This is a genomic window from Paenibacillus elgii NBRC 100335, from assembly GCF_004000865.1.
Taxonomy (GTDB): Bacteria; Bacillota; Bacilli; order Paenibacillales; family NBRC-103111; genus Paenibacillus_G; species Paenibacillus_G elgii.
Map to the genome: position 1 here is coordinate 71456 of NZ_BIMB01000009.1, position 20967 is coordinate 92422.

Consider the following 20967-nt stretch of genomic DNA (forward strand, 5'->3'; position numbering starts at 1 on the left):
CGCGGTATGCGCACCCCTGATACCTCTTTTCGTCTATAGACAGCGGTTTACTTGAATTTGCTCAGCTTGTCGCCAAAACGCTCTCCGAGCGTCAGGTTCAGGCCTTGGAGTTCTTCGTGGGAAACGGATTCCCGTTTCGGCGCACGTTCTCTTTCCGGTCTCGGTTCGCGGGCAGGCGCTTCTTCCGTTTCTTTGATGCTGAGCGAAATGCGCTTCTCGCCCGGGTTCATGTCCAACACTTTCACTTGAACCTCTTGACCTTCCTTCAGCACTTCGAACGGCGTTGCAATGTGGCGGTGTGCGATTTGGGAAATATGAACCAATCCCTCAACTCCGGGAGCTACTTCGATGAACGCGCCGAATTGCACGAGCCGTTTAACGGTACCGGTGACGATATCCCCGATATTGATCTTGTTCTTAACGGATTCCCAAGGTCCTGGCTGTGTAGCTTTGATACTCAAGGAAATGCGCTCGTTAGCCGGATCCAATTTCAGAACTTGAACGCGGACTTGGTCGCCTTCCTTCACGACTTCAGAAGCGTGCTCGACATGATGCCAAGCCATCTCGGAAATATGAACGAGTCCGTCCACGCCACCGATATCGACAAATGCACCGAATTGCGTCAAACGTTGAACCGTGCCCGTCAGCTCTTGACCTACCGACAGTTTGGAAATCGTTTCTTGCTTTTTCGCTTCGAACTCTTCATCCAGCACGTCTTTTTGAGAAAGAATGACTTTGTTTTTCTCGCGGTCCATTTCTTTCACGCGCAGACGCAGCGTGCGGCCTTTGTAATCGCTGAAATCTTCAACGAACGTGCGCTCCACCATGGAAGCCGGAACGAATCCGCGCAGACCTACATCAACGACAAGACCGCCTTTAACCACTTCGGCGACTTTCGCTTCGAGGATCGTTTTGTTTTCCATATCGGCTGCAAGTTTCTCCCACGATTTCTCGCTGTCGATGGCGCGTTTGGAAAGCACAAGCTTTTCTTTGTTGTCATCGATGGTAAGAACTTTCAGCTCGATTTCTTGACCAACTTGTACGATTTCTTCCGCATTGTCCAGTTGGACGGACGAAAGCTCGCGCACCGACACGATACCGTCGTATTTGTAGCCTACGTCGACAACTGCTTGATCCGCATCCACTTTGATGACTTTGCCGGTAACGATGTCGCCTTTTTTGATAATGGTGACATTCGCCATGGACTCTTCCTGAGATACCTCTGCGGATTGAACTTCTTGATCGAATTTTGTTTCTTCTGACATGTCCAATTACCCTCCTTAACAACCTGACAACGTGTAATGTATTTGGATAAAAAATTTACTTCATCATTTTCTTAAGTATGCCACAATTTATCATTTCGATTCGTGCTGCTTGACCATGCTTCGGATCGTACTCATGATTTTGTCGGTCGCCTGTTCCAAGCCTTCCGAACCGCTGTTCTCAAATTCGCTCAAATCGACTGGCGGACCATACACGACCTTCATTTGCCGAAACGGCTTATAATTGCCGATAATGGCTGCCGGAATGACTACAGCCCCGGACTTCATTGCCAGACTGGCCGCTCCCTTTTTACCCATGCCTCCCGCGTTGCTTCGCGTCCCTTCCGGGAAAATGCCCATAACCTCGCCGTCTTTAAGCAACTGTAACGACAAGCGGATCGACTCTTTGCTGACACCACCGCGTTTGACGGGAAATGCCGCTATTCTCGGCAAAACATATCCCAAAACGGGAACGTCGAACAGCTCGGCCTTGGCCATGTAATGCACCTTTCGCTTCAGCGGGCTGCCCATCAGCGGCGGGTCCCAGTTGCTGGTGTGGTTGCCGCACAGAACGACGGCGCCTTCGGCGGGAATGTTCTCAAGCCCTTCCGCCCGCAAAAAAAACACGGAGCGGAACAAGACGCGAAAAATCCCTCGAAAAAAGACGTACAACATGCTATTGCCCCCCACCGACCCGGAGCTTGCAAAGCTCCAAAATGCGATCCACCACTTGCGGTATCGTCATCTCGGTCGTATCCAGCAGTACGGCATCCGGCGCTTTCACAAGCGGCGAAGCCTTGCGCTGCTCGTCCATCCGGTCCCGCTCTGCAATATCATGCTCCAATCTTTCAAGCGTGATATCCGGCTGCGAATCGCAAATTTCTTTGAACCGGCGCTGGGCGCGGACACTGACGCTTGCGGTCAAAAAGACCTTGACCTCGGCATCCGGCAACACATGACTGCCGATATCCCGGCCGTCCATGACGATTCCTTTGCTTCGGGCCATTTCCTGCTGTTTGGCGGTAAGGATACTGCGAATTTCAGCGATGGAAGCGATTCTGGAGACGTTTCCGGTCACCTCCGCCAGGCGAATCATGCCCGTCACGTCTTCGCCATCGACAAAAACCATTTGGCCATCGCTGCCCGGGACTAAGCGAATGTCCATACGGCCTGTGAGCGCAATCATGTCCGAGATCTGTTCCGCTTGAAGGCCTTCCTGTAAAATCTTCCAAGTCACAGCTCGGTACATGGCTCCCGTATCGACATAAACGAAGCCGAGCGCACCGGCGACCAGACGAGCGATCGTGCTTTTCCCCGCTCCCGCCGGACCGTCGATTGCGATGTTAAACTTTTCCAAGATGCGGCCTCCTTACAAAATGAAGCGGACGAGCAGCCTGAAAAAAAAACAGGCCGAAGCCTCGAACGAAGAAAATTATACCATAGTTTTACCGTGGATTGCAAAACTCACGGACCCTCCATTATTTTCCTTCCGCGGCCTGAAGCCGGGACATCGAATAAGGAAGTCCCTCCAACTGCTCTACCTTAACTAAGACATAGCGGATTCGCGGGTTAAGGAGCAGCAATTGGGAAGCGATCAAAGCAATGGCGCACCCTGCCAATGCCCAGGCAATCCACCGTTCCACCCGATGGGCAAACTGTAAAAATAATTCTTCGTACCTAACGTCCGATTCATTTTGATTCTTTGTATTCATCCGCGGCCACCCCGACCCATCCAATAGTTGGGGAATAGTGTGCCCGTCGTGCCAAGCTATTATGTATTATCTTTTGCGGAAATCAAGCTGCCGCTCAAAGCAGTACCGGATAATTTTTTGGCGGTCTCGGTCCGTGATCTCCGAAAAACGCATCATGACCTGCTTTTTGCCCGTCTCCAGCTCTCTGACGCGCACAATTTCGCTTTTGAACGGCACATGCTCGATCTGGCCGTTCTTGAACGGGACGAGCAGCCAGCACTCGACCGTATGACCGGATTCCACCGGCACGTAGCCTTCGCATAGAAACGATATGCCTCCGCCCCCGACATCGTCGGTCAGCGATACGAAATGCAGCTGCTCTGAGAATTTCACAGCGATTTCGAGTATCGCGGGCACGCGCAAAAAGTTACGGCGCTGCACCTTCGTAATCGATTCGGGATCCGGTTTTTTGATCAGGACAAGCCGGATCACATCATCGGAAAATCCGAGTACGGACGAAATGAAGTAGTTCTTGACGCCGCCCTCGGTTATAAAATAAACGGAAAGCTCGTCGCCCGGATACAAACGCTTCAGCTTCCCCGATTTGTCGTTCATAGGAACTTCCATGCTGATATACGCATCCGAGACGTCCGCAATTCTGGATTTATATTCCTGCTTCGCCTCTTCCTCATCGATGGAATTGATTTGGATAAAAAGCGTCTGGTTTACTTTCGGCAGCAATCGGCTCACCTCCCCGGAGTGTAAACTTCGATAAGTCCAAGCTTTATTATAGCACGTGAAGCGAATATGGGAAGGGGTGAGCGCGGAGCGTTCGGAGTTTCTTCTTTGGGGCGTTGCGGGACGGTGAGAGGGACGGTGGCGCGGCCTGCGACGAAATCGCGATTGGCTAATGCTCAGACACGTTTTGACCCGGTCCCATGGAACAATTTTTTATGGAATTGGGACCAGGCCAAAAAACTCGCCGCCAATCGCGATTTCGCCTTCGGCTCATCACCAAGTGCCAAACTACCAAACCACAACATAAAAAAGCCCGAACGCATCGGGCTTGGGAGAGGACAAAAAAACATGAAACATCAGGTTGGGGTGACGGCGGCGGCTTCTTCAGCGCCCAGACGGTCGATTTTCTCTTCCGCGCCGGTCTCGGCATTGACGTAGATTCGGTACAAACCGCCATTCACGCGGCCGATGTATTGGTAGCAGAGCACCTCTTCGTCGATATCGTTCTTGATCAGCGCTTGGTGAACGCTGTCCGTTTTAAATTCGGTATTCAGCACTTTGCGGGCTTCATCTGCCGTCAGCTTAGGTGCTTTGATCTGGCGGTCCTTCTTGCCGTACACGTAGTCGGTCGCTTCGAGTCCCGTTACTTCGCCGTTGTCCATCGCCACCTGAACCGCGACCTTTTCCATGTAATTGATCACGTTGTTCGTGCGCGTCGCATACGTCATATGGGCGATGTTACCATGTTCGTCGTAGCTTACAGCCGTCATGTTCTTATAGCCGTGCTCATCCAGGAACTGCGCCCCGATGTCGCGCGCCTGCCGCAAGTCGAGCTTCTTCTCGGGGACGTTGCGGGAAGCCGCAAACCACAGAAGCTGGCCGCCTTTTTTGGAATAGTCCATATGAGCGCCGTCCGCCGTGCCTTGTTTGGGAGCCGTTACGCTAAAGGACTGGTATTCGGTCCCGGGTCCGTTTTCTACGACCTGGAGTCCGGACGAGTCTTGGATACCAAGAAACTGAGCGGCCTTTTGTTTAATTTCGTCAGCATTCACCTCCGGGCCGGAAAGCATATGCATGTCCCGCTTCTGATGCATGCTCATGACCGCCGGGCTCCAGTTGATTTCCGGATATTCGCGCACCTTTTTATCCACTGTAGCGAACCCGTCGACGATGACGTTGTCATGCGGCTCCTTCTGCGTAGCCAGCGCCAGCTCGACATCCATCCAGCGCAAGTTGTTCTGGATGACCTTGCTTTGAACTCCGCGCAAATCATTGGAAATTTCCGACGCGCGCTCGTACAGTGTATTGAGCGTCTTCATTTCGTTTCCGTCCAGCGGATTTTTGGAAAGGTCCCGGACTGCCGCCCGATAAGCAAAATTCGAAATATTTGCCAAAAACTCATCGGTTTTGTTGAAAGGAAGCATCGTCAGCGGCAATTGACTGATTTCGTTCTGCGCTTCGCTCGTGATCCGCCATACGTTGATCAGCCCTTTTTTATAGGCGTCCTGGGATGTCGAATTCACCGCGAGCGTATTGCCGAGCTCCGTATGCAGCTTGTCCACATGAAACGACAAATCGTGGAACGCCCGTTGATAATGGTTCTCCGCCTTGATCAAGACGGCGTTTTTCTCTTGATGCTCCAAGTAGCCCCAGACCCCGGTGCCGATGAGTGCCACCAAAAGAATCGGAAACATGACACTGCTCAGTCTTTTGTACATGTTCGAGAAATCTCCCTTCATCAGCAAAACTTGGGCTTAGTTTTCGCCTGAAGCGAGACGGATTATTCACGATACGCAGAGATCGCAATCCAGCCGTTCAAAAAAGAAAAAGCCGGCGCATGGCCGACTCTTTCCTGGACTAGAAATCAACGGTTTCGATATCGAAATCTTTTTCATTATTGCATATGCACTGCTTGAACCCAGTATCGATCTTTTCCTTCTCTTTCCGGCCCTTCAGGATGAATTTCTCTCCGCAATGCTTGCAGCGGATGGCAACTTTCACCCGCGGACTAACGACATTCATCATATCCCTCCGGTACGACCTATGGTTTTATATATCCATTATGGTCATTCCGGCTAAATTTTAACCTGATCCTCCCGCGTCGCGACCCTGAGCGGCGATTTGGCATTGGCCCGGTTTACTTTGCGCAGGCTGCGCAGCCACAAGAAGCACATGAGCGGCACCATGAACCATACCCAGTACGCTTTGCTTAGGAGCAATGTGTAGTCGAACACCCCGTGCCAAAATACCGGCAGCGCCAACGACAAAAGCAGATGCTTCCGGGTATGCTCCGGCGTAAACTTGGCTTTTCCGAGATGGTAGCCCATCATAACGCCGAACATGGCGTGACCGGACACCGGCAGGAACGCCCGAATCATAAGCGATGAAAAGCTGGAGCCGTTCAAAAACGCATAAAATACGTTTTCGAGCGTGGCGAATCCGAGCGACACCGCTACCGCGTACACGATGCCGTCGTACGGTTCGTCGAACGAAGCATGCTTGAAGGTAATGAAATAAACCAGAAACCACTTAAAGAATTCCTCCGGCAGCGAAGAGATGAGGAACGAAAAAACGAACGGGTCTTCCCCCAGCCCATGCACCAGAGCCCGCTGCAGCACCATAATCGGAAATACGATCAGAACGCCGAATAAGAACAGTTTGATTACTAAGGAGATCGGTTCCGTATCGTATCGGTCTTTTAAATAAAAATAGGCCAGCAGAGCGACACCTGGCGCTATAGCCGCCGTCAGGACAGTTAAGACGCTCAAAGTGTCTCCCCTCCGTCACAATAGGTTAAACCCGCCCGCAGCAACGGCCGGCCCCCGCAACTATGCGGATGCCGACCGTGATACGGGCAGGCGCTTGTCGATATTTTTTATCCTATGAATATTATAGACATTTTGAATCGCTTTTTCCATCATTTCTTGGATTCTGGCATACACTTCCGCTTTCACCATGCATCAGGCGCTTCATTCTTCCGCAAAACGCGCCTGCTGGTCGTAAAACCGGAGCGGAATGGTCGCCAGTGTCCCGTTACGATGTTTCAGAAGCTGCAGGCTCGAGCGTATCCCGTTAGCGGACGTTCCGTCCGGCTCCGGTTTCAGCCGCATAATGACGTCGGCTGACGCTTCCGCCCCTTCCGGTAAACGCTCCTCCCCGATATCCGAAGGAACGGCCGCAACAACCGGGCCTCCCCATTCCTTGGACCAATGCTTCAGCATATAAGCGATTATCGTTTGATGCTCGGCCGACGAGCGGGGCGGATTGGGCAAGCCCCCCGCCGGGATACGGTTAATATGGTCGATGAATACGACGGGCGTTCTGCCGGACATCCCAGCAATCCGCTCGATATTGGTCATGACGCGATCGATCGTGGAATCGAGCGAGCATTCGATCGTCCAAAGCATATTGCTGATGGGCGTATAGCGTTTATTGGCTTCGGCCACTTGCCGCGGCTCGATCTTCCCGCTAAGCACGTTTTGTGGCTCGGTGCCGATAAGTCTGGCTATGCTTCGCGCCCAAAGCTCGAATCCCGTCATGTCCCAGGATACGTAAACAACCGGCGTCTGGTTCAGGGCGATATGGTCCGCCATTTGCTTCATCAGCATCGTTTTGCCCGAAGAAGCGGCTCCGGCCAGCAAATACAGCCCGCTCCGAAGCCCGCCGAACAACGCTTCGTCCAGTGCGTCGAAACCGGTCGGCACGCCCGACGCTTGTCCGCGATACCGCTTCATGAATTCTTCGGTATATATGGTAATATTTTTCGTATCGGAAGCTATCGGCAGCAGCATCGTCTCTTCCATCGTTTCATTCAACAGCCCCATGAACGAATCCAGCGGATTTTGCACCCTCACAAAGAAGTCGTTGACGTCACGAATCGACTCGGGCAGCTGCATGATAAACGTTTGCTTGGCCGTCGATTGCAGCAGCGCTTGGATTCTGACGCTTTCGCGACGCCCCGCTTCATCGTTGCCCAGACAGATGAACACTCGTTTGTCCCGCAGCTTGTCCGCATGGATTTCTTTAAAGGACATCCAGATCGGCACGCATACCGCCGGCAGATGCGCCTGAGCCAAGCTGAGCACATCGAAGACCCCGCCGCACACGATGACGTCCTCCGTCTGCTCCAGTATCGGCTCGTTGAATAAATAATCGCCCTCTCCGAGCAGCAGTTTGTATTTCGGCTCGCGCTGGTCGACCGATCGTCCGACTAAATCGACCGTGCCCCCATCCGCGTTCGTAATCGGAATAATAATGCGGTTTTCAAAAAAATCACCCAGCTTGTCCGAATTCATATAAAACCCGAACTTGCCCGGCTCAAAGCCGATTCGATAATGCTCCGCCGTCTCCTGATGGATACCCCGCCGCTCCAAATATGCATAAGCCTCTTCCCGAAGCTGTTTGTGGTAATGGGTGACAAGCTCCTCCAAATCAAACGCGGTCTTGGCTGCGCCAATGTGTTGAACTTCGCTCATGACGTTCTTCCCTCCCGCAAAAAAAGCATTCCGCAAAAACAACGCTGTTTTTGAGAATGCTTACGATTCATTAACCTGAACAAGCTGAACAAGCCTCATTAAAATTTGGAACAAAGCACCTTCACGGCATCAGATTCAATCACGACTTTGCCGTATTCCTCCAGAACCGCTTGCGTGACGGATGTGGCTTCTCCGAACTCGGACAAGACGGCCACGACCGATTGAAGCCGCTTTTCTTCCATCTCGACCGCATCCAGTAGCAGGACCCATTTATTTTTATAGGAATACAACGTTCCTCCGTCCGTCAGGAGCGGATTGATGACTTTGGCGAGCCGGAGCAGGTCCTCGAAATCGTGGAAAGCGTAAATGATTTCATCGGTCTCATCCATCGTCACTTCAAGCTCGTACACTTCTTCCATTTCGTCCTCTAGCGTATCGTCGCCTTGACTGAAATTCATTCGGCCGCGGGTGACGATCACCATCATCCCTTGCGCCGGCATGGCGAGGACTTCCACGGCAAGCGGTCCGGTTGCGTCGAAGCCAAGCTCGGTATAGGCTTGGTCCATCATCTCGCTGAACAGCTCGTGAACCTTGGGGATTTCTCTCCACATGTCATCCTTGTGAATCCCGCGCTCCGTTAAGTCATCGAATGTGAGGAAAATCCGTATCTTGTCTTGACTTAAACGCTCCATTTTCATACTGGATTCCTCCCTTGCCGACTAATAATAAACAGCTTATGAAGTTTGGTAAACAAAGGTGAGCCGTGTTCGTTCCGCCATAACAAAGGATTCGAAAACGCGTTCGAATTTGCGTCCTCTAACCCTTCCCCTCGGAAACGGTACAGCTTGTTTGCCATGCTATGACTATTATATCACAAACCGTGAAGAAAAGAACGGTTATCGCCTGAAAAAATGCCCTTTTCATACAAAAAGACACATACGCCGCCTTTTTGAAGAGGCGGAGTTGTGTCTTTACTCGCGAACCGAACGCTTAATGCGCCCGAATTTCGGATTTTTCCCCATTGCTGGCCAAAATGTCGTTCACCGCTGCCTTAAGCCCCGAATCCTGATTTATCAATGCCTGAACCTTACCGAGACCCGCGGCGGAAGTCGCTACGTCGGCGACACTTTTACCGTAATCGCCGTTCGGCTCGGCCGAATCCGTCAGAACCTTTTCTTTTTTGTCAGATCGATCCATGACCTGGTTCAGAAAACCTCCAATGGCGTCGCTATTCGTCATTGCGGAGAACAGCATCGGTTTTCTTTTGCCCGTGAGTACGACTGCTGCGGTCGCCCCGACAAGCCCGCCAAGCAGAAAAGCACCCCATCTCATGCCAATCCCTCCCGTATTGTTTTCTAATTCGTTACTATTTTTCGCTATATCCTATGAATCATGCGTGATAAAATAAGGAAAAGCCAAAAGATTTATACCAAACTTAATGAGGGGATTACACATGTCTAAACAACAATGGATTGCTATTCTGGCCGCGCTTCTGCTTCTGACTTCCTGCGGCTCTAAACCGGACGCTTCGCCCGACGCCGCGGCCAAAACGGAGCCGCCTGCTTCGCAGCCGGCCTCAGGCGGTGAGAAACCGAAATCCGCGGACGGCGCCTCCGCTTCGAATCAGCCTGCACCGGCTTCTGCCAAGGAAGGCCAACAGCCTGCGTCCGCAGACGGCGTCAAAAAACAAGAGCAGCAAGTCGCGAAACGCTATACGATGAATCCGAAAACTTACGATATCGTGCCGATCGATCCGAACGGGGCGCCCAAAAAAGTCGTTCTGCTGACGTTCGATGACGGTCCGAAGGACCTTGAGATGAACAAAGCGCTGCTCGATACGCTGCAAAAGCATAAAGCGAAAGCGATCTTTTTCCTGAACGGCTACCGGGTCAAGCAGAAGCCCGAGCTCGTCAAGCTGCTTGCTTCCAGCGGCCAAACGATCGGCAATCATTCCTGGGATCATATCGATTTGAAAAAGGAAGCCAAAGAAAAGGTAAATCAACAAATCGGAGATGTGCAAAAAGCGATCAAAGAGCTGACGGGCAAAGCGCCGGTCTTCTTCCGTCCGCCATTCGGCTCCGGCAGTGATGACGTTCGGACCAAGGCCAAGGAAGAAGGGCTGCTGTTCATGACCTGGTCCAACGGATCGAAGGATTGGGAAATGACGGTGAAGAAAAACAGCCCCGAGCAAGTGATCAGCAACGTGCTGGATCAGCTTCACCCGGGGAGCAACATTTTAATGCACGAACTGCCGTGGACGGTGGAGGCGCTGGACAAACTTTTGACACAACTCGAGGAAAAAGGCTACGGATTCGTGAATCCGGAAGAAATTGAAACTACATCATGACGAGTTTCCAGCCCCAAACGGAAAGACCTGCAACAAGGAGTATAAAAATCCATAGCAACGACCGATAAAAATAAGGCAGCCATTTTTCTTTCTCTGTCGGATGCACGGTTTTGCGGGGAGGCAGATAATGATCGTCGGGTCCCTCTTCTTTCTCCGGGTCGGGTTGAAGATCGGCCTCTTCCTTCGGTCGGTACGGAGGTTGCAGATACTTGTTGTTCATGATTCTTCTCTCCTGTAACGAAGAATGCAGCCCATGACGAAATCAATCAGGAAATGGGCGATAATCGGTGTTAACAACGACCCGGTCTGAATATATATCCAGCCGAGCCCGTAGCTGATGCTGAAGACAAGTCCCGTCATCAGCCAGTGCTGCAAATAGCGGACATGAATGGCCGCGAACAGGATGCTGGTCCAATACGGTCCCCACCAGGCTTGGATCGCACCGCGGAACAGCAATTCTTCGCAAAATGCTACAATGAGCGAGATGAGTGCAATATGCCAAAGAGGCCTGTTTTTGAACAGCATTTCGTTGATGCCCCCGTCGTCCGTCACTTCGGGAGGCACCCATCTGGAAACGAGCAGATCGACGAGCAGAACGGCGACGGCAAAGCCCGTTCCCCATAGCAGGATCGTATAGCCCGTTCCTGGGGAAAACATCGCCCGCAGGTCCGGCTTCTGAAAAAGCATCAGAACGACGGCTGCCAGGAAGACGAGAAGCTGCGTCACATACAAGTTTGCGATCAGAAAGCGCTCGTCGATTTCGTCCGGATTGATTTTTCGCAGCTTGATCCGTTTAAAGTCAAATTTTTTCATTCTGATTCCCTTTTTCGACAATTTCACCTATACTATCTGCATAGAACAAGAATTTGAGGTGCTCGATCATGGAAAAACGGCTTACCCGAACGGACTACTTATTCGCCGTTACCTTCATTTTCATGCTTGTCGTGGCTATGGGGGCCTTCTTCTTCGGTTTAAAAATGGGACAGGACCGTTCTTCGCTGAAATACGAAGATCTGCTCAACAAGCAAAATGAAGCGGCCAAGAGCTTTACCGCCTACCATCAGCAGTACTTGGTGTCTTTCTATCATACCATTTATCAGCCTTACAGGGAATTTCATAAAAAGTGGTTTGAGAAAACCGACGAGCTGCTGGCGAATCGTACGGCCGACGCTTCCTTGATTCTCAAGGACTTGAGCAAGCTCGCCCAGGAAAGCTACGACAGTCTAGGTTCGAAATCGATGCCGGACTCCTCGCCGCTGCTGCAGGAAGCGCATAAGGATTACATGAAAAGCTTAAAGCTGTTCAGCGAGGGCCTGAAAAGCTATTCGGCCAAGGCAAACGGCATTCCGACGGCCGAGCTGATCGCACAGCTTCAAGCGGACCCTTATCTCGGCGAAGCGAAGACATTCGCGCTCAAGGCTGAAAAAAGCTACTACGAATCGATCGACAAATGGTATGTTACGATCAATCCGCAATTTAAGTCTATCGATGTGACCAAGCCGCTTTCCCTAAATGATTGGAAGAGCCAGAGCCTAAATATGAAAAACGAATATGTCGCCCAGCTGATGCTCAGCAATAAGCTGTTTAAACCATTCACCCCGCAAGATTTGACCAGCCGGATCGACGAAATGATCCAATCCGGTCAAGCGCAAAAAATGAATTTGAACGACGTGGGGCAAGTCGTCGATGTGCTGATGGCTACCGATGCCGTTCGCAAAAGCGATTTTATACATAACAAAGACAAATATTACGGCAAAGAAACGCTGCCGCAGCTTCCGTTTTTCACTGCCAATTAATACGCAGACTTCCGATAGCCACGATGTCCGGTTCCCGTACTCGTGGCTTTTTGCCGTGCGCTATTAATCGTATTGGTACCCGCGAAGGGCTGCGAGCGCAGCCATGCCGCCCTCGATATTAATCACGTCGTCGAAGCCGTTCTGCTTCAAGTAATAGCATACGTTGGCGCTTCGCACGCCGTGGGCGCATACGATATAAATCGTCCGGTCCTTCGGAAGCTCAGCCAGCCTTCCCGGTATGCTGTTCATCGGCATCAACTGCGCTTGTTCCCAATGATAATACTCCCATTCGTACGGTTCCCGGACGTCGAGCATCAGCGCATCCCCCAGCTCACCGTTGTCCGTTTTTGCCCGAAACGCTTCGGGCTCTATACTTTCGAACATGATAAATGCCCCTTTCTATGTACGATAATTTCATGCGGGCTGCCCCCGTTTATTTTAGCACGGGGAATTTATTTTTCACAAATATTTCGGATTTGCAAATCGATGCCCTGCCTATTGACAATGTCGAAATAGTCATGTTACGCTAATGAAAAATTTCACCTGTAACAAAACTTTGACGGAGCCAAGCATAACCCGAATCGATCAGAGAGCCGGTGGTTGGTGCGAACCGGACGAATTCGATATGCGGAGCACTCCTGAGTTGTTGTGCCGAACATTACAGTAGGCGCAGCCGGCCGGAAACCGTTATTTTTCCCGGTCTGTTCATAGCAGACCTCATGAGGCTGTTTGCGCGCGAGCGCACAGCGAAGTAGGGTGGTACCACGAGAATCAGCTCCTCGTCCCTTGTATACGCTAGGCGTGTCGGGGCGGGGAGTTTTTTGTGTTTTTTCGTAATTTACTTCAATGGAGGTCTGGGAAAATGTACAAAGTGCTAGTTATGGATGGAATCAGCGACATGGGAATTCAACTGTTGTATGACGCACCGGATGTCGAGGTGGAAAAAAAGAACGGATTGTCCGAAGACGAGCTTGTAGCGATTATTGCAGACTATGACGCTTTACTGGTGCGCAGCGCCACGAAGGTAACCGAGCGCATTATGGGCGCCGGCAGCAAATTGAAGGTTGTCGGGCGCGCCGGTGTAGGCGTCGACAATATTGATCTGGAAGCGGCGACGAAGCGCGGCATCGTCGTCATCAATGCACCCGACGGCAATACGATCGCCACCTGCGAATTGACATTCGCAATGATGATGTCCGTCGCCCGTATGATTCCGCAAGCGTACAAGAAAACGGTCGGCGGCGAATGGGACCGCAAAACGTTCGTCGGTGTAGAACTGCGCAACAAGGTGCTCGGCGTGCTCGGTATGGGCCGTATCGGCAGCGAGGTCGCTAAACGGGCTAAAGCCTTCGGTATGGAAGTGCTCGGCTATGACCCTTTCCTGACCGAAGAGCGTGCGGAAAAGCTCGGTGTGAAGCTCGGCACCGTGAACGAGATTTGTGCCGCAGCGGACTTCATTACGGTTCATACACCACTGACCAACGAAACCCGCCATATGATCAGCAAGCCGCAATTTGAGCTGATGAAAAAAGGCGCGCGCATCATCAACTGTGCACGCGGCGGCATTATCGACGAGATGGCGCTTGTCGAAGCGATCGATGCCGGTATCGTCGCCGGAGCGGCGTTCGACGTGTTCGAGAAGGAACCGCCTGCTGCCGATCACCCGTTCCTGAACCATCCAAAAATTGTCGTCACGCCGCACCTCGGCGCGTCGACAGTCGAAGCGCAGGAGAACGTCGCGATCGACGTATCCGAGGAAGTGCTTCACATTCTGCGCGACCAACCGTTCAAGAACGCCGTCAACATGCCGCCGGTGCCGGCTAACGTGCTCAATGCGCTGCAGCCTTATTTCAATCTCGGCGAGAAGCTCGGCGTCTTCCTCGGTCAGACGATCGACGGACCGGTCAGCGAAATCGTGGTCAACTATTCCGGCGATTTGACCGACGTCGATACGACGCCGCTCACCCGCTACATCGTCAAAGGCATTCTCGCCAACCAATTGGAAGGCGTGAATATCGTCAACGCGATGCATCTGGCCAAAACGCGCGGGCTTAATGTCGTCGTTCAAAAATCGTCCGCAGCGAAAAGCTTTACGAACCTCGTTTCCGTTACGCTGAAAACGAAGCAAGAAGAACGCGTGCTTGCCGGCACCCTGCTTTCCGGCTACGGCGAGCGGATCGTTCAAATCGACCAATATCCTGTCGATATCGCACCGTCCGGCCATCTGCTTCTGATCTCGCATAACGATAAACCGGGCATCATCGGTAAAGTCGGAACGCTGCTTGGCGACAACGGCGTTAATATCGCGACGATGCAGGTCGGACGTAAAGTGGTCGGCGGTTCGGCGATCATGGTGCTAACCACCGATAAAGAAACGCCGAAGGAAGTGCTCGACCGTCTCATCCAGCTTCCGGAATTGACCAATGCGCGCGAGTTGACGCTGTAATCGAATATAAACCGTTTCACGATTGTTTCACGAACAACAAGAAAAAAGACGTTCGTTCTACAAAAAGAAAGAAGCCTCCGATGACGAATCGGAGGCTTTTGTCTGGTTTTACACCGCTTTGCAGGGAAGCGTGATGGAAAATGTCGTCCCCTGCCCCGGCTGGCTTTTGACATGTACGGTGCCCTCGTGGGCTTCTATGATATTTTTTACGATGGACAGCCCTAACCCCGTTCCGCCGGTAGCTCCTCGCGTGCGGGCTTTGTCCGCCTTGTAGAAACGCTCGAAGATGTACGGCAGGTCTTCTCCCGGAATGCCGTAGCCTTGGTCCGCCACCTCGATCAATACCGCGTCTTCCCCTTTGTAGCGCGTCCGTGCCGCGCTCAGTTGAATAAGCGATTGCGACGGTGTATGCCGGATCGCATTGTCCAGCAGATTGGTCAGCACCTGCTCCACCCGGTCTTCGTCGGCCTGAAACAGCACCAGCTCTTCCTCGGGCAGGATGCAGGTCATCGTAATGCCGTGTTCCTTGGACAAACCGGCGAATTTACGATGTATCCGCTTTAAGAACGTGTTCACTTCCAGCTCGCGCAAGTTCAATTCCATATTGCCCGTCTCCATCTTCGCGAGGTCAAGCAAATCCTTGACCAGACGACCCATGCGAAGCGATTCGTCATGAATGACCTGCGCCAGATCCTTGCGCTCTTCCGGTGTGGCTGCGATATCGTCGATCAACGCCTCGCTGTAGCCCTGCAGCATCGACAGCGGCGTGCGCAGCTCGTGCGATACGTTGGCGACAAAATCTTTGCGCAGCTTGTCGAGCCGGAATTCCTCCGTAACGTCCCGCATAACGGCGACGACCCCGCGTACAATTTCGTGCGAATACAACGGCGCCATCACGACGGACCATACTTCACTCTGTACATGCAGCTTCGCCGTCATTTCCTTCGCCTCGGAGATGACCCCTTGGAATAACGGCTGAAGCGGCTCGGGGACCGTTTCCGGCTTCCGCGGCAGTTGTCTTTCGTCCTGACCGGACCAGTCGTCCGTCCAATGAATCTCGTTCCAATCTCGCACGACCTTGTCTCCTGGAGGATTCGTCAGAATGACTTTTCCGTCGGCGTCAAACGTAATCACCGCATCCCCCATGCTTCGCAACACGCTGGCCAAGTGCTCCTTTTCGTGACTTAGCGCCTTGATCGTATCCGATAGCTTCTGGCCCATATGGTTGAACGTTTTGCCCAGCTCGCCCAGCTCGTCGGAAGATGTGATCGGTACCCGAGTATCATATTCACCCTTTGAGATCAGATCGGCCGCCTTCTTGAGCTGGAGCAGCGGCTGCGTAATTCTGGTCAGCAGAAAGAAAGCGAAGAACGTCGTCATCAGAAAGCCGGCGACGCCGACAACGACGAACAGCTTTTTGACATACGCTTGCGTCTCCTCCGCTGATTGCGTAAGCTGATACAGGATGAGCGCTCCGGCGGTTTGCGTCTGGCTTTCGTTCATATAAGGCACGGCTACGGCCGTGTATTGATTGCTTAAAGGCGCGCGCGGACCTGAGCTTGTATTGCGGTTATCGACCGACTGCCCGGCGAACGCCTTCTGCAAATCCGCTTTCGTGAAGAAATCGGTATAACGGAACGTCTTGTCCTGTGTTTGCGCAAACGGCGGATCAATCTGCTCGAAATTGGCAGTTACCATCAGGATGCTCGCCCCTTGGGCGCTAAGCAGTTCGTTGACTACCTGTAAATACCGCCGTTCTTCCTTGTGCAAGGAGATTTCATTGGCCACCTTAACCGCCAGCCTCGTGAGCGTTTCCGCCTGATCCTTCGACTTGGGGAACGACGTTTCGATATATCGGAACAAAAAAAGGCTGAGCGTCAATAAAACGACAACAACCAGCCCGATAATCGTAATCCATAGTTTACCGACAACGCTTTTTAAAATAAACACGTTATTTCGGGACCTCGAGCTTGTAGCCTACGCCCCAAACGGTCGTAATCATGGAGGCGGCGTCCGGCGACACTTTATTCAGCTTCTCGCGCAGCCGTTTCACATGGGTGTCGACTGTCCGCAAATCACCGAAAAACTCGTAGTTCCATACGTCCTTGAGCAGCTCTTCCCGGGAAAAAACCTTATCCGGCGACACCGCCAAATAATGAAGCAGCTCATATTCTTTCGGAGTCAATGCCACTTCATGTCCTCCGGCCGTGACGCGGTGAGCGTCGTGCTCGATCACCAGATTCGGGAATACGATATTATTGCTCGAATTCACTTCTTTGGACAAATACGCGGTAACCGAAGACCTCCGCAAAATCGCCTTGACGCGGTAAATCACCTCGCGGGGACTGAACGGCTTCACCACATAGTCGTCCGCTCCCGATTCGAAGCCTTGGACCCGGTTCGTTTCTTCACCTTTGGCCGTCAGCATAATGACCGGCGTCGATTTCACCTGGCGCAACCGGGCGCATACCTCGTTGCCGTCGATACCCGGTAGCATGACGTCGAGCAGAATCAGGTCGTAATCCTGATCCAGCGCTTTACGCAACGCCGATTCGCCGTCCTCGGCTTCGTCAATGCTGTAATTTTCTTTCTCCAAATACATCCGCAGCAAGCGGCGAATCCGTTCCTCATCATCGACAACCAATATGTTCAACTTCGTCTCGCTCATGGCTGAACCTCTTTTCAATTGAGATTAACGACCGTTATTTGAAACTCGGCATGCTGCCGTTATGTCGGTCTATGTGCCGGCGTACGAATGCAAGCCGGCAATCACCAGATTTACGCCGACGAGCGTAAACATGACGACAAGAAATCCGATCACGGACAGCCAGGCGGATTTTTTGCCCTGCCAGCCGCGGGAAAGACGAAGATGCAGGTACACCGCATAAAACAACCAGACAATCAGCGCCCACACTTCCTTCGGGTCCCAGCCCCAGAAGCGTCCCCACGCTTCATGCGCCCATATCATCGCAAAGATGAGCGCCCCGAGCGTGAAGATCGGGTAACCGATAGCAATCGCCCGGTAACCGATCTCATCCACATCCTCCGAGTCAATCCCTCGCATCGCCGGTTGAAACGCCCGGCCCAACGGCTTGCGGATCACAAGACGGATTAGCGCGTACAGCAAGGCGCCCAGAAGGACCGACCAGATCACCGTATTGAACTTCCGTCCGGCATTCGCCCCTTCCATCCAGGACGGAGCTTCGAAGAGCGGCTCGGTCATCCCGAGAAAAGGCTTCATTCCCAACTGCTCGCTCTGATGTGGCTTTACGATCGGCGGCAGTACGTACTCGACATTTTGCTTCACGACTTGCTCGACATTATTGGTATCGGTCATCTTGACGTCGCTGACGAATGTCGCTTTATACCCTGCTGCATTAAAGCCGAAAATGGCAACGACGAACGAGATAATCATGAGCAGGGTAAAAATGGTAAATTCGACGCCGCGCTGCTCCCTGCGGTCCGCTTTGGACGTTCCACCGAAGTTGACATTCTGGAGCAAATACATCAAGCCTGCGGCAAACCCGACGGCGAAGAACGCTTCGCCTAGAGCCGCGGTCGTCACGTGGATTTTGAGCCAGTAGCTCTGCAGCGCCGGAATAAGCGGTTGCACTTCGCGCGGGAACACCGACGCGTACGCAATGATAATAATCGATACGGGCATCGCGAATACGCCGAGCGCAGGCGTGCGATAAATCAAGTAGACGACGATAAACGCGAGCACGATCATCATCCCGAGGAACGTCATGAATTCGTACATGTTGCTCGTCGGGATATGTCCGCCTTCCGCCCAGCGGGTAAAGAAAAACATCACGTGACACAAAAATCCGATCACGGTCAGGATGAAGCCGATGAAGCCCCACCGCTTGGCGAACCCTTCGGGGTCCGCCTCCTGAACCGATTTTTTCCCGGTAACGGCTATAACGAAGCCGAGCAAAGCCAGGGCGTACACGATAAAAGCAATCAGCAAAAACGTGCTGCTCACGTTTCAATCACCTTTCTTTCCAGCGTCTTCGGATCGATGTCGATTCCCGTTTTGATCAAAACCTGGGCCACTTCCTTCCGGATACCGTACCAGTTCTTGTTCGTATGAGCGCCGAGCGCAAGCTGCCCGTTATCGATGCGCAGCCAGATCCGGCGATGGTGCCAATAAAAGCCCATGATCAAGCCGATCATCGAAATGGCTGCGCCGACCCAAATATACGGCATTGCCCGGTCGACCCGGATATTCAAGTAACTGACATACTCCGAAATGGCTACGTCGGCCATCGAACCAACGGACAACTCCAGCTTGGTGCCAAGCACTCCGTTGATTTCGTCTTGACGGAAATTGACTTTATCCACTTGACGCGGGAAGTACATGTAAGGCTCCCCTTCCGCCTTCAAGCCCGGTCCCGAAATGGCGAATACGAACGCCGGTGCTTTCGGTTCGTTGGACTTGGTCATCGGCACGCCCTTGTCGTCCAAAGCGAATTCGGGGAAATACGCCTTCATCTTCAATTGGTAAGGACCTGCGCTGTATGACTCCGCAGGCTTGTTCATCGGCAGCTCGAAGCTTCCGTATGTCTCGCCGGTTTGTTTGTTTTTAAGCGTCGGTTTGACGGATATGAGCGTCGGAGACGGCTTGAAGTCGAATTGATACGCGAGAAGTCCATTGTACTCCAGTGGCTTGTTCACGACAATATCCTGGCGGTGCACTTCTTCCAGCACCGGCTCCTTCGCCGGATCGTCGCAGTCCGCCTTGCACTTGTAGAGCACCGCTTTCGTTTCGAATACCTTCGGGACGTCCTGCCCTTTCGACCGGAAGCTTTCCGACATCTCTTCCGGTTTGTAAAACTCCAACGTAAATTTCTCGTTCTTCAAATAATAAGGAGTCTCGGGAATTTTGACAAGCTTGCCTTCCGGAAAAGCGATATGCTGATCCATATGCCACCCCGGAATGCTGCGCATCAATACGGCGCCCAGAAAAATAATCAAACCGATATGATTGATATAAGGTCCCCAGCGGCTGAAGCGATTTTTTTCCGCCAGCAGCGCCGTGCCGTCCGTATGTACGCGGTAGCGCTGCTTGCGGAGCACCTCCGCCGCCTGTTCCGTCCAAGCTTCCGGCGTCTGTACCGAGCCTTGGTCGGCGGCCGGAAGCGGTCCGGTAAAGGTCACTTTTTGACGCGTGATGAAGCTTAAATGCTTGCGGATCTGCTGCTTATTAAGCGCCCGGTACAACGGCAGCACGCGGTCCAGACTGCAGACGACGAGCGACGTGCCGATCATGAACAGCAGCGTAATGAACCACCAGGACTCGAACGTATGCGAAAGCCCCAGCAAATAATAAATGTACCCGATCGTTCCGTACGTTTCTTTATAATACACCGCAGGGTCGATGTTCAGAAACGTATTTTCCTGCGGGTATACGGTTCCCAGAATCGAGCCCAGCAGCGTGATTGCGATGAGATAAACGGCGATTTTGACGGACGAGAAAAAATTCCACACCCGGTCCAGCACGCCGGGATTGGCGCGCTGGGATCGCCGGGCAACCCCGTCATACCGCATCTCAAGCGGCTCGCTGCCACCTTCGTCCGAAAGCGGCTTGCCACAGGACTCGCACAGCAGGGTGCCGACATGATTCTGGTGTCCGCATTCGCATTTCGTGTTTTGAATCATGCCTACTTCCACCCTTGCTTCTGCGGTAATAGCGATGTGATGGTCTTCTCAATGTATGCTTCATCCATTTCGCCGATCCGCATGACATCGACCTTCCCCTCCGGTCCGACGAAAAACGTGGTCGGATATTGGGAAACGCCGTAGCGCTTGCGGGTTTCCTCGTTCTTGTCGAGCAAAATCGGGAACGTAACGTTATATTGGTTGACGAAGTTTTCGACCGCGACTCTGGGCTCGTCCAGATTGAGGCCGAGAATCTCGACATTTTTATCCGCCCACTTGGCGCGCTGTCTTTCGAGCGCCGGCATTTCGTTGCGGCAAGGCTCGCAGAACGTTCCCCAAAAGTTGACGACGACGACTTTGCCGCGGTAATCCGATAGTTTGCGGGTGGTGCCGTCCAGGCCGAGCAGCTTAAAATCCGGCGCCTCCGAGCCTTGCGTCGGTTTTTTGTCGCTCCCGAACAGATTGCTCGCGAGCGTGAGCGCGCCGATGACGATAATGACGGCAAAAATGGAAATTTGGACCCATCGTCTATGTTTCCCCATATTCTCACA

The 20967-nt window shown here is 52.6% G+C and carries 22 protein-coding genes and 1 other annotated feature; of the genes, 3 read left to right on the plus strand and 19 right to left on the minus strand.

The window, feature by feature from the left end; all coding sequences use genetic code 11:
* Positions 1–47: 47 nt before the first annotated feature.
* The 11 genes from rpsA to PEL01S_RS09195 form a co-directional block, all read right to left on the minus strand.
* Positions 48–1265, minus strand: a complete 1218-nt coding sequence (gene rpsA / locus PEL01S_RS09150) for a 30S ribosomal protein S1 (protein ID WP_063183840.1) — start codon at positions 1263–1265, stop codon at positions 48–50.
* A gap of 90 nt (positions 1266–1355) precedes the next feature.
* Positions 1356–1937: a lysophospholipid acyltransferase family protein gene (locus tag PEL01S_RS09155; protein ID WP_063183838.1), complete on the minus strand. Its 582-nt coding sequence runs from the start codon at positions 1935–1937 to the stop codon at positions 1356–1358.
* Between the two features lies 1 nt (position 1938).
* Positions 1939–2619, minus strand: a complete 681-nt coding sequence (gene cmk, locus PEL01S_RS09160) for a (d)CMP kinase (protein WP_127460083.1) — start codon at positions 2617–2619, stop codon at positions 1939–1941.
* Between the two features lie 121 nt (positions 2620–2740).
* Positions 2741–2974: a hypothetical protein gene (locus PEL01S_RS09165; protein WP_127460084.1), complete on the minus strand. Its 234-nt coding sequence runs from the start codon at positions 2972–2974 to the stop codon at positions 2741–2743.
* Positions 2975–3040: 66 nt separating this feature from the next.
* On the minus strand, positions 3041–3694 hold the full coding sequence (locus PEL01S_RS09170) for a flagellar brake protein (RefSeq protein ID WP_127460085.1): 654 nt from the start codon (positions 3692–3694) through the stop codon (positions 3041–3043).
* 353 nt (positions 3695–4047) lie between these two features.
* The gene (gene ypeB / locus PEL01S_RS09175) at positions 4048–5409 is read right to left on the minus strand and encodes a germination protein YpeB (protein ID WP_127460086.1); all 1362 of its coding nucleotides are present in this window, start codon (positions 5407–5409) and stop codon (positions 4048–4050) included.
* Positions 5410–5548: 139 nt separating this feature from the next.
* On the minus strand, positions 5549–5713 hold the full coding sequence (locus tag PEL01S_RS34425) for a hypothetical protein (RefSeq protein WP_164824265.1): 165 nt from the start codon (positions 5711–5713) through the stop codon (positions 5549–5551).
* Between the two features lie 53 nt (positions 5714–5766).
* The gene (gene prsW, locus PEL01S_RS09180) at positions 5767–6459 is read right to left on the minus strand and encodes a glutamic-type intramembrane protease PrsW (RefSeq protein WP_127460087.1); all 693 of its coding nucleotides are present in this window, start codon (positions 6457–6459) and stop codon (positions 5767–5769) included.
* Between the two features lie 201 nt (positions 6460–6660).
* Positions 6661–8166, minus strand: coding sequence for a DnaB-like helicase C-terminal domain-containing protein (locus PEL01S_RS09185; RefSeq protein WP_127460088.1), 1506 nt, complete (start codon positions 8164–8166; stop codon positions 6661–6663).
* A 98-nt stretch (positions 8167–8264) separates the two neighbouring features.
* Positions 8265–8864 (minus strand): genetic competence negative regulator, encoded by a 600-nt coding sequence (locus PEL01S_RS09190; protein ID WP_127460089.1) that lies wholly within the window; start codon positions 8862–8864, stop codon positions 8265–8267.
* 292 nt (positions 8865–9156) lie between these two features.
* On the minus strand, positions 9157–9498 hold the full coding sequence (locus tag PEL01S_RS09195) for a hypothetical protein (RefSeq protein ID WP_063185814.1): 342 nt from the start codon (positions 9496–9498) through the stop codon (positions 9157–9159).
* A 121-nt stretch (positions 9499–9619) separates the two neighbouring features.
* Between PEL01S_RS09195 and PEL01S_RS09200 the strand changes: the two genes are divergently transcribed.
* Positions 9620–10513 (plus strand): polysaccharide deacetylase family protein, encoded by an 894-nt coding sequence (locus PEL01S_RS09200; protein WP_127460090.1) that lies wholly within the window; start codon positions 9620–9622, stop codon positions 10511–10513.
* Here PEL01S_RS09200 and PEL01S_RS09205 read toward each other — a convergent pair.
* Complete coding sequence (locus PEL01S_RS09205) at positions 10503–10733, minus strand: hypothetical protein (protein WP_127460091.1); 231 nt, start codon at positions 10731–10733, stop codon at positions 10503–10505. The genes PEL01S_RS09200 and PEL01S_RS09205 overlap by 11 nt on opposite strands.
* The gene (locus PEL01S_RS09210; RefSeq protein WP_063185817.1) at positions 10730–11326 is read right to left on the minus strand and encodes a CPBP family intramembrane glutamic endopeptidase; all 597 of its coding nucleotides are present in this window, start codon (positions 11324–11326) and stop codon (positions 10730–10732) included. Before PEL01S_RS09210 ends, PEL01S_RS09205 begins: the two co-directional genes overlap by 4 nt.
* Positions 11327–11394: 68 nt before the next feature.
* On the opposite strand from PEL01S_RS09210, the gene PEL01S_RS09215 reads away from it, so the two are divergent.
* The gene (locus PEL01S_RS09215) at positions 11395–12309 is read left to right on the plus strand and encodes a hypothetical protein (RefSeq protein WP_127460092.1); all 915 of its coding nucleotides are present in this window, start codon (positions 11395–11397) and stop codon (positions 12307–12309) included.
* A gap of 63 nt (positions 12310–12372) precedes the next feature.
* Here the strand turns inward: PEL01S_RS09215 and PEL01S_RS09220 are convergent, their stop codons facing one another.
* A complete protein-coding gene (locus PEL01S_RS09220; protein ID WP_127460093.1) occupies positions 12373–12693 on the minus strand; it encodes a rhodanese-like domain-containing protein in 321 nt (106 codons plus the stop codon).
* A 163-nt stretch (positions 12694–12856) separates the two neighbouring features.
* Positions 12857–13099, plus strand: a binding site (T-box leader).
* A 72-nt stretch (positions 13100–13171) separates the two neighbouring features.
* Here PEL01S_RS09220 and serA point away from each other — a divergent pair.
* Entirely contained in the window at positions 13172–14755 is a 1584-nt protein-coding gene (gene serA, locus PEL01S_RS09225; RefSeq protein WP_063185822.1) for a phosphoglycerate dehydrogenase, read from the plus strand.
* 108 nt (positions 14756–14863) lie between these two features.
* On the opposite strand, the gene PEL01S_RS09230 is transcribed toward serA, so the two are convergent.
* The 5 genes from PEL01S_RS09230 to resA all read right to left on the minus strand — a co-directional run bounded on the left by PEL01S_RS09230 (position 14864) and on the right by resA (position 20958).
* A complete protein-coding gene (locus PEL01S_RS09230) occupies positions 14864–16705 on the minus strand; it encodes an ATP-binding protein (RefSeq protein ID WP_127460094.1) in 1842 nt (613 codons plus the stop codon).
* A 1-nt stretch (position 16706) separates the two neighbouring features.
* Entirely contained in the window at positions 16707–17423 is a 717-nt protein-coding gene (locus PEL01S_RS09235; protein ID WP_010498943.1) for a response regulator transcription factor, read from the minus strand.
* Between the two features lie 69 nt (positions 17424–17492).
* A complete protein-coding gene (gene ccsB, locus PEL01S_RS09240; RefSeq protein ID WP_127460095.1) occupies positions 17493–18740 on the minus strand; it encodes a c-type cytochrome biogenesis protein CcsB in 1248 nt (415 codons plus the stop codon).
* On the minus strand, positions 18737–20416 hold the full coding sequence (gene resB / locus PEL01S_RS09245) for a cytochrome c biogenesis protein ResB (protein WP_127460096.1): 1680 nt from the start codon (positions 20414–20416) through the stop codon (positions 18737–18739). The genes ccsB and resB overlap by 4 nt, the downstream gene beginning before the upstream one ends.
* A 2-nt stretch (positions 20417–20418) precedes the next feature.
* Positions 20419–20958: a thiol-disulfide oxidoreductase ResA gene (gene resA, locus PEL01S_RS09250; RefSeq protein ID WP_063185829.1), complete on the minus strand. Its 540-nt coding sequence runs from the start codon at positions 20956–20958 to the stop codon at positions 20419–20421.
* Positions 20959–20967: the final 9 nt, after the last annotated feature.